General features: G+C 39.9%; 8 protein-coding genes. 7 read left to right on the top strand and 1 reads right to left on the bottom strand.

All coding sequences use genetic code 11. The features are described 5' to 3' along the window. Positions 1-196 precede the first annotated feature (196 nt). Both H4J63_RS19135 and H4J63_RS19140 read left to right on the top strand, forming a co-directional pair. On the top strand, positions 197-1387 hold the full coding sequence (locus H4J63_RS19135; RefSeq protein WP_182198008.1) for an alpha/beta hydrolase-fold protein: 1191 nt from the start codon (positions 197-199) through the stop codon (positions 1385-1387). 145 nt (positions 1388-1532) lie between these two features. After that, positions 1533-2834, top strand: coding sequence for a DEAD/DEAH box helicase (locus tag H4J63_RS19140; RefSeq protein WP_182198010.1), 1302 nt, complete (start codon positions 1533-1535; stop codon positions 2832-2834). Positions 2835-2927: 93 nt separating this feature from the next. On the opposite strand, the gene H4J63_RS19145 is transcribed toward H4J63_RS19140, so the two are convergent. Continuing rightward, on the bottom strand, positions 2928-3806 hold the full coding sequence (locus tag H4J63_RS19145) for a homocysteine S-methyltransferase family protein (RefSeq protein ID WP_182198012.1): 879 nt from the start codon (positions 3804-3806) through the stop codon (positions 2928-2930). A 365-nt stretch (positions 3807-4171) separates the two neighbouring features. Between H4J63_RS19145 and H4J63_RS19150 the strand changes: the two genes are divergently transcribed. The 5 genes from H4J63_RS19150 to H4J63_RS19170 all read left to right on the top strand — a co-directional run bounded on the left by H4J63_RS19150 (position 4172) and on the right by H4J63_RS19170 (position 7744). Further along, positions 4172-4504, top strand: coding sequence for a helix-turn-helix domain-containing protein (locus H4J63_RS19150; protein WP_182198014.1), 333 nt, complete (start codon positions 4172-4174; stop codon positions 4502-4504). A gap of 99 nt (positions 4505-4603) precedes the next feature. Continuing rightward, complete coding sequence (locus tag H4J63_RS19155; RefSeq protein WP_182198016.1) at positions 4604-4981, top strand: hypothetical protein; 378 nt, start codon at positions 4604-4606, stop codon at positions 4979-4981. A gap of 65 nt (positions 4982-5046) precedes the next feature. Beyond that, on the top strand, positions 5047-5325 hold the full coding sequence (locus H4J63_RS19160; RefSeq protein ID WP_182198017.1) for a hypothetical protein: 279 nt from the start codon (positions 5047-5049) through the stop codon (positions 5323-5325). 183 nt (positions 5326-5508) lie between these two features. Further along, on the top strand, positions 5509-7347 hold the full coding sequence (locus tag H4J63_RS19165) for an MrcB family domain-containing protein (RefSeq protein WP_182198019.1): 1839 nt from the start codon (positions 5509-5511) through the stop codon (positions 7345-7347). Between the two features lie 37 nt (positions 7348-7384). Next, positions 7385-7744: a hypothetical protein gene (locus H4J63_RS19170; RefSeq protein ID WP_182198021.1), complete on the top strand. Its 360-nt coding sequence runs from the start codon at positions 7385-7387 to the stop codon at positions 7742-7744. Positions 7745-7827: the final 83 nt, after the last annotated feature.

The following is a 7827-nucleotide window of genomic DNA, read 5'->3' on the forward strand; positions in this document are numbered from 1 at the left end:
AATGAGTATGTTCGTTAATCATAATGTGCCCTCAAACAAGATTTGAAGATCTGATCATGACATTGAGATTTAGTTCAAAAAAATCCCCGCTAATTTCTTAGCAGGGATTTGTGTATAAGAGACAGCTCAATGCGCCTTTTTTTGTACCTCAAAGCCTGTTAGATTAAATAACACACTACTTTCTAAAGGATTAGTCATGCGTTTATTAACCGCTGTTTTTATATATAGTTTATTTTTATTGTTTTCTAGTAGCACACTTGCAGAGCCTGATTTAAAACAGCAAACCATTGGCTATCCGCAACACACACATACATTTAAATCGGCTGTTTTAAACGAAGAACGCACAGTTGTCGTTCAGTTACCTAAGAGCTATCAATCTGAGCCAAACAAGGTATATCCTGTTATATATCGCTTAGATGGCGCGGGTAATATACCGCTTGCCAGTACTGTTATTGAGCGCTTACAAAATAATAATCGTGCGCCTGAGGTTATTATTGTCGCTATTGAAAACACTAATCGCTTAAGAGATTTATACCCCACAGTTAATAAAGAGCCACAAGGCCCGGTAGGTGAAGGCGGAGGCGCAGCAAAGTTTTTAGCATTTATTGAGCAAGAGCTTATGCCCTTGATTAATAAAAGCTATCGTACGCATAACTTTAATGTAATTGCTGGAGGCTCAGCAGCAGGCGTGTTTGCACTTTATACTATGCAAGCTAACCCTGAACTTTTCCAAGCGCATATTGCTTACAGCCCTGCCGTTTGGTGGAACTATGGCGCACCGGTAAAAGCGACTAATTCGTTTATCAATAAATCAAAAGACCTGAATAACTATGTTTATATAAATATTGGCGAAGAAGCTGGCTTAATGCGTGAGCGATATAATGAGCTGCAGCAAGCTTTACAATCTAATAGCTTGCCAAATTTACGCTTTTTCAGTGACGCATTTGAAAATGTATCGCATAACTTAACATCTGCCGCTGGGGCCTTTAATGCTTACCATCATTTATTTTTACCCAAACAAATGCCCATGAGTGCTTTAAGCGATGATATAGAATCTATTGATGTTTATTATAAAAAGTTATCTCAGCAATGGGGGGAGCAAATAACACCTCCAGAGGCGGCTGTTAGGCAACTTGGTTACAACCTAGTAAATATGCAGCAATATGAGCGGGCTGTGGCAGTATTTAAGCATAATGTTAAGCATCACTCACAATCTGTTGATGCACTATGGGGGTTAGGTTATGGCTATGAATTACAAGGTAATATACAACAGGCACTTATTAAAATAGAGGCTGCTTTAAATGTCGTAGATACCACATACCCCTATTTAGATACCTTAAAAGAGACTAAAAGTAGATTACAAACACAGTTAAATAAAACCCAGTAATATAAAAGGACAATGCGCGGGGGTAGCCTGCGCTTACAGTTACCTTTACAACACGCCGCTGATATTTAAATCACTAATCTCTACTTAATATGCGCTAAATACGCTAAAATTACAGGCTACTTTTTTAGCAATGAGCCACACCTTTATGACCTCAGCCACAAGCCCTAGCACTTTTAACGAACTTGGCCTTATTCCAGAGCTATTAGCTCGTTTAACCGATTTGGAATATACCCAACCTACGCCAATTCAAGCTAAGGCTATACCTAGTGTGCTTGCAGGCAGTGACTTAATTGCTGGGGCAAATACAGGCTCAGGTAAAACAGCAACGTTTGCGCTGCCAATGCTACAAAAAATGTTCCTTGAACAAGGTAGTAAAAGTGCAGCCAGCAAAGGTAACTTTGTAACGGGGCTTATTTTAGTACCTACTCGTGAGCTTGCTACGCAAGTAGCCGATAGCGTTAAATCGTATTCTGCTAACTTTAATGGCGCAATTAAAACGATTGCTGTGTTTGGTGGTGTATCGGTTAATACACAAATGCAGGCACTTCGTGGTGGCGCTGATATTATAGTGGCAACACCAGGGCGCTTACTCGATTTAATCTCAAGCAATGCTATTAAGCTCGATAAACTAAATACACTTGTGCTTGATGAAGCCGACCGTATGCTAAGCCTTGGCTTTACCGAAGAGCTTGCTGAGTTATTAGCGTTAATGCCTGCTAAAAAACAAACTATGTTATTTTCAGCAACTTTCCCAGAGCAAGTTAAGCTATTAACACAAGATTTATTAAACGACCCTGTTGAAATACAAGTTCAAAGCAAAGACGAAAGCACTTTAGTACAGCGTGTATTTAGCGTTAATAAAGGCGAGAAAACCACTGTTTTAGCGCATTTAATTAAAACCCATAAATGGCGCCAAGCACTGATTTTTGTTAATGCTAAAAAAGATTGTGAACACTTAGCGCAAAAGCTTGAAAAGCGCGGTGTTAATGCACAAGTTTTTCATGGCGATAAAGGCCAAAGTGAACGTACCCGCGTAATAGAAAAGTTTAAAGCAGGCGAAATTGAAGTGCTAATAGCAACTGATATTGCAGCACGTGGTTTAGATATTGAAAAGCTGCCAGTGGTTATTAACTTTAATCTACCACGCAGCCCTGCTGATTATATGCACCGTATTGGCCGCAGCGGCCGTGCAGGTGAAGTGGGTTTAGCGCTTTCATTCGTTGATTATGAAGATTTACATCACTTTAAAATAATTGAGAAGAAAAACAAACTACGTCTTGAGCGCGAGCAAGTGGCAGGCTTTGCAGTGAACCAAGCGAATGTTGATGCCGCACAGGCGCTTAAAAACGAAAAGCCAATGGCAAAACCCGAAGGCACGGGCAAGAAAAAGAACAAAAAAGCAGATCTTGAAGACGATGTTTGGGCTGGTTGGCGTAAGAGTAAGTAAAAGTTAAGATAATAAAGCCGACATTTGTCGGCTTTATTGTTTATTAATCCTTAAGTGCAGTCATTAAAATCAAAGCGCTTCAATATCGCTTTTTCACTTTACCAGCGCTGCTATGAATTCAGGACCAATACCACAGCAACCACCTATAATTGTTGCGCCTAGGCTATGCCATTGTTTAGCAAAGTCTACATACTCAGTGGGAGGTAAGTCGCGGTAATCTTGTGAGCCTTCATTGGCTTTATAGTCACTGGCAATAGGTGTAAAGCCGTTAGCAAATGCGCCTAAAATAACGCTTTTATTTTGCTTGGCTAATACCGCGTTGGTATCGCTAAAGGCTTGCTCTATAACCTCAGGAATTGAGCAATTAAAGAAAATACCAGCAACATTTTGTTCAAGCAAAGCCGCTACTGCGTCACTCACCAGTTCACCAGAGCGAAGTTTAGCTTGCTCGCTTACTTCATCATTTAAGGTAAATGCGTAATAAAATGGTTTGTTTGAGCCTTTAAGTACGCTTGCCATAACGCGTGCTTCTTCAATGCTCGATATGGTTTCGCCAATCCATAAATCTACATACTCGTCTTGCGCTTTATATAACGTATCTAAAATAGTAAATGCGCGCTCGCTTTCAAATAGTTCAGGGCGGTAAGAGCCAAATGCTGGTGGTAATGAACCTGCTACTGATACATTTTGTTTAGCGTTTTGAGCTACTTCTTTTGCAATAACGGACGCTTGCTGTGCAAGGGCTGCGCCTTGTGCTTGGTATAGCGCTTCACCTAAATGAAAGGGCACACAGGCATAACTATTAACGGTAATTATTTCAGCGCCTGCATCTATAAAACCTTGGTGAGCCTGCGTTACAAAATGCGGAGCTTCTATTAATGCTTGTGCACTCCACAGTGGCTGTGTAAACGGCGCGCCCATGCGCTTAAGCTCGCGTCCCATGCCGCCATCTAAAATAGTGAGTTTATTCATAACAAGCCTTTGTGTATCTGTACAATATGGCGCTATTCAACCATGTTTTTTATAAAATCATAATGAAACTTCATCACTATTTATATGAAAAAAGCTCATTGCTTTTAATGCAAATATAAAGGCATATTTATTACTCAGGTTATATGCATAAAAATATATAGTGCCATAGCTGAAAGAATAAAAAATATACTTTATATCAATAACTTAAGTTTATAAAAAGAAAGTGCCCTTGCGCTATTATCAGTAATTGATAATATGCGTAATACATGTATAAGCATACAGTTTTCTGATTGGCTAAGCGCCGTTTTATGCACTCGCTTAAGCTTAGTGAGTAAATAATTTGAGCAAGCCGTGCGAGTAAGTAAATGAAAAACGTTAAGCAGTCTCGTTGCGTGATTGGCATTAAAGGTCAAGTGCTCGATCCCGATTACCCCGTTGATATTTGGTTCGACTCACTTAAATCGGTCGCTAGTGTGCTGTCTAAAGAGAACAAGCAATTGTTAAAAGTGATTACTGAGCAACAGCCACAATCGGTAACTGAGCTGGCATCGCTTACTGGGCGGGCAGTTAGTAATGTTTCAAGAACACTAAAAACCTTGGGCAAATATAATTTAGTTGAAATGCAAAGTACAAAAACCATGCTTCGCCCTAGTGTCATCCATCAAGAATTTATAGTAGTAGTCAATAATGAACAATAAAAGCAATGTCCTTTTACAAGCAGAAGTGCTGGTAAAATTTCTTAGCACATAAAGATCCACATGCTGTAATTATGATATAAAACTTTACACAAGGTTAAAATGTTCGGCTATATATACAAAACATTAAACTTAGAGACTAGAAAGATCTATATTGGGCAGTATAGGCGACGTGAGTTTGATCCTAACTACTTAGGTTCAGGAACAGCCTTGAAAGCCGCCATTAAAAAATATGGTAGAGACTGTTTTAAGTGCAAAGTTATTGAGCGATGCGATACATTAAAAGAATTAAATGAACGTGAAATTTTTTGGATAGAGAAATACCAATCAAGAAACCCATCAATAGGTTATAACCTAGCAGTTGGGGGGATCAGGCTGTTGTTGGTTGTACAGCAAAAGAAGTTTTCCAAATCTCAAGAATACTTTGCAGAATTACCTGTGAAAACATTGAAAAATCCATTACTAAAGCAAAGAGCCTAGGGTTACGTACCTATAACGAAGGAGAACCTTGGATTCCTGGCAGTAACAACTCTAAGGGAGAAAAGATGACAGCAACAGCCTTTTCAGTTGTTGTCAGTTTCTACTCAGCTAATCAAATTAAACAAACTAAACACTATGCGTCTGACTTTGGTTTTCCATATTGGAAATATAACCTTATGGTAGAAGTTCAAAAATTACCTGAATTTATTGCCCGAATAAAGACAGATATCGAAAATGGAATTTTATTACCTGAGAAAAGAGGCGTTGGGTTTGGTACGTCTGGTATCTTCTTCGAAACTAAAGGATCTTATAAAAATAGCCCTCGGATGGCTCTACTGATTTAAGGTCCTTGATTAATTTCTGGCGTCGAAACTCCTTTACCGTAAAGAAGATAGAAATTAGGTGTAGAGAATACTCGATAAATGGGTAAATTATGGATTATAAGATTGGTAGTTGAGAGTTATCATAAACAAAGATATCAGAATTAAAATGCCAAAAAACTCTTGATCTTAGTATAAAGGATAAATATGAATTTAAGACAACTTTTTACAGAAATTGCAAGTGGCTGGGAACAAGCTAAAAATGAGCAGTTTACTGGTCATCCAATAGCAACTTTACTAAGGCAAGATTTAATAAAAGCAATAGAGAAAAAGCTGCAATCCCCAACTAAGTTTTTGATAAAAGCAAGTGCTGGTGCTGGAAATTGGGCCGACGTACCTTGGCTTTCGATCCTCAACCCAGCAATAACAGAGTCAACACAGTCCGGTATTTATCCTGTTTATTTGTTTCGTTCAGACGGTAGTGGTATTTATCTCTCGCTGGGCTTTGGAACTACAGAGCTTAAAAAGCAATATGGTACAGCTCAGGCAAAACAGAAAGCAGAGGAGCTGCGCAATAGCATAAGGGGCTCAGATAATCGACTCAAAGATTGGGATCAGAAAGTTGATTTACGCTCTAGTACGACACTAGGTAAGTCTTATGAGTGGGCTTCAGCTGGCGCAAAATTTTACCCTTTAGACAATATGCCGGATGAAGTTACCCTTACTTATGACCTAAAAGAGCTATTAGATATTTATGCTGATGTATATTTAGAGACTAATCAGCATTCAAAACAGGTTGTTAGCAATGCACAGGTTTTACCGAAACCCTTCCTCCTTCTCGCTGGCATTTCAGGCACAGGTAAAACCCGTTTTGTGCGTGAGCAAGCAAAAACCTCTAAGCAGTTTTCAGAAACTTATTGTTTAACCTCAGTGCGTCCAGATTGGCATGAACCAAGTGACTTATTGGGGTATATTTCGCGGCTCACTCAAAATGGCAGCGCTGAATATATCACTACTGATGTATTAGATTTTATAGCTAAAGCATGGCGTGCAATTGCTGATAGCGGATTAAACGTGGAAGTGCGAGATAGTGACGAGCTAGGCGAGCGCTTAGTAGTAGCGGGCGAGCATGATGCGCTTGAACAGGTATTACCTTACTGGCTGTGCCTAGATGAAATGAACCTTGCGCCCGTTGAGCAGTATTTTGCCGATTATTTGTCGGTACTTGAAACTCGTGAATGGACTTGGACGGGTGACAGCTTTTCGTACAGTAGTGATGCGCTATTAAAACCCGCTACCATAAAAGCAGTCGCCAATAAAGAAAAGCTACGCGAAGCGCTGGGCTTTGGTAGCGCTGAGGATGGTAAGTACAACGAGCTTTGGGCGCTTATTTGCCAATATGGGTTAGGTATTCCGTTTAATTTTCTGGTGGCTGGTACAGTGAACATGGATGAAACTACTCATGGCTTTTCACGAAAGGTGATTGACCGTGCGCTTAGCTTTGATTTTGGTGAATTTTTCCCTAACGACTATGCAGACTTTTTTACCCCGACTAACCGTAATAAACGCCTTAGTTACCCTATTTGGTCAAACGCCAGTAAAACGGATTTAGCCAATACCTTTGATGTTGATGGCACTAAAACTGTAGCGTTTTTATCGGCGGTGAATGCGGTGCTAAAAAACACGCCGTTTGAATTGGCCTTCCGCGCTCTTAATGAATTACTACTTGCTGTTGCCAGCAGCCAGCCACAAGATGACCTAACTCTTAAAGCTGTGTGGGATGACTTTATGATGTGTAAAGTGCTACCGCGTATTGAAGGTGATGAGGATAAATTAGTAGGGCAGAGCCAACATAATATTTTAGAAGCACTATTAAAAGTATTAGAAGAACAGTTGGCAGGGGCTTGGGAAAATGGTCGACCAGATTTGTACCGTGAAAAGCTAGACCCAGAAGGTGAAACAATTACTGTGGATTGTCGCTCTAAGAAAAAACTAAGTTGGATGAATGATCAACTTGTGCGTGGCTTTACCTCTTTTTGGCCTTAAATAAACGGCACTTTTTAAACTTTGGCGGTAATGGACCATGGCTAAAAATATCGAATTGTTAAGCTATGAACATGATGACTTTGATATTCATGTATCTACTGATTGCTTAGATTCTCCTCGGAATAAATTAAAACGGACATATTTGTCGCGCTCTGTTGAGCTGCCAAAATATGACGAAATGCTTGTTTGGGTTGGCTCTCAGCCAATGTTGCCTAGCTTTGATAATGAGGGGCCGCCACATATTCAACCGTTCTTTTTTGAAAACCGCCAATATAGATTTGAAATTGAATTTAATGACCATGTTGATAAAGACTCTTTTTCGGTTAATCACAAATATGCTTTGCTAGATCGAAGCTTTTTTGTTTGCCCAGCGAAGCTGGCAAACCCGATAGGCTGAAAGATGCCTTATTACCCTGACTAAGGGGAAGATAATCTGAATGGCAAGGGCGTCACTGGCCAACGGTGGGGTCTGAAGGAAGC

The sequence above is a fragment of the Pseudoalteromonas sp. 5Ae-yellow genome (assembly GCF_014077565.1).
In the GTDB taxonomy this organism is placed as follows: domain Bacteria; phylum Pseudomonadota; class Gammaproteobacteria; order Enterobacterales; family Alteromonadaceae; genus Pseudoalteromonas.

What these genes read in the sequence shown, in the direction of transcription:
- H4J63_RS19135 (WP_182198008.1), top strand. Translation starts at nt 197, where the DNA reads ATGCGTTTATTAACCGCTGTTTTTATATATAGTTTATTTTTATTGTTT.
- H4J63_RS19140 (WP_182198010.1), top strand. Translation starts at nt 1,533, where the DNA reads ATGACCTCAGCCACAAGCCCTAGCACTTTTAACGAACTTGGCCTTATT.
- H4J63_RS19145 (WP_182198012.1), bottom strand. Translation starts at nt 3,806, where the DNA reads ATGAATAAACTCACTATTTTAGATGGCGGCATGGGACGCGAGCTTAAG.
- H4J63_RS19150 (WP_182198014.1), top strand. Translation starts at nt 4,172, where the DNA reads ATGAAAAACGTTAAGCAGTCTCGTTGCGTGATTGGCATTAAAGGTCAA.
- H4J63_RS19155 (WP_182198016.1), top strand. Translation starts at nt 4,604, where the DNA reads ATGTTCGGCTATATATACAAAACATTAAACTTAGAGACTAGAAAGATC.
- H4J63_RS19160 (WP_182198017.1), top strand. Translation starts at nt 5,047, where the DNA reads ATGACAGCAACAGCCTTTTCAGTTGTTGTCAGTTTCTACTCAGCTAAT.
- H4J63_RS19165 (WP_182198019.1), top strand. Translation starts at nt 5,509, where the DNA reads ATGAATTTAAGACAACTTTTTACAGAAATTGCAAGTGGCTGGGAACAA.
- H4J63_RS19170 (WP_182198021.1), top strand. Translation starts at nt 7,385, where the DNA reads ATGGCTAAAAATATCGAATTGTTAAGCTATGAACATGATGACTTTGAT.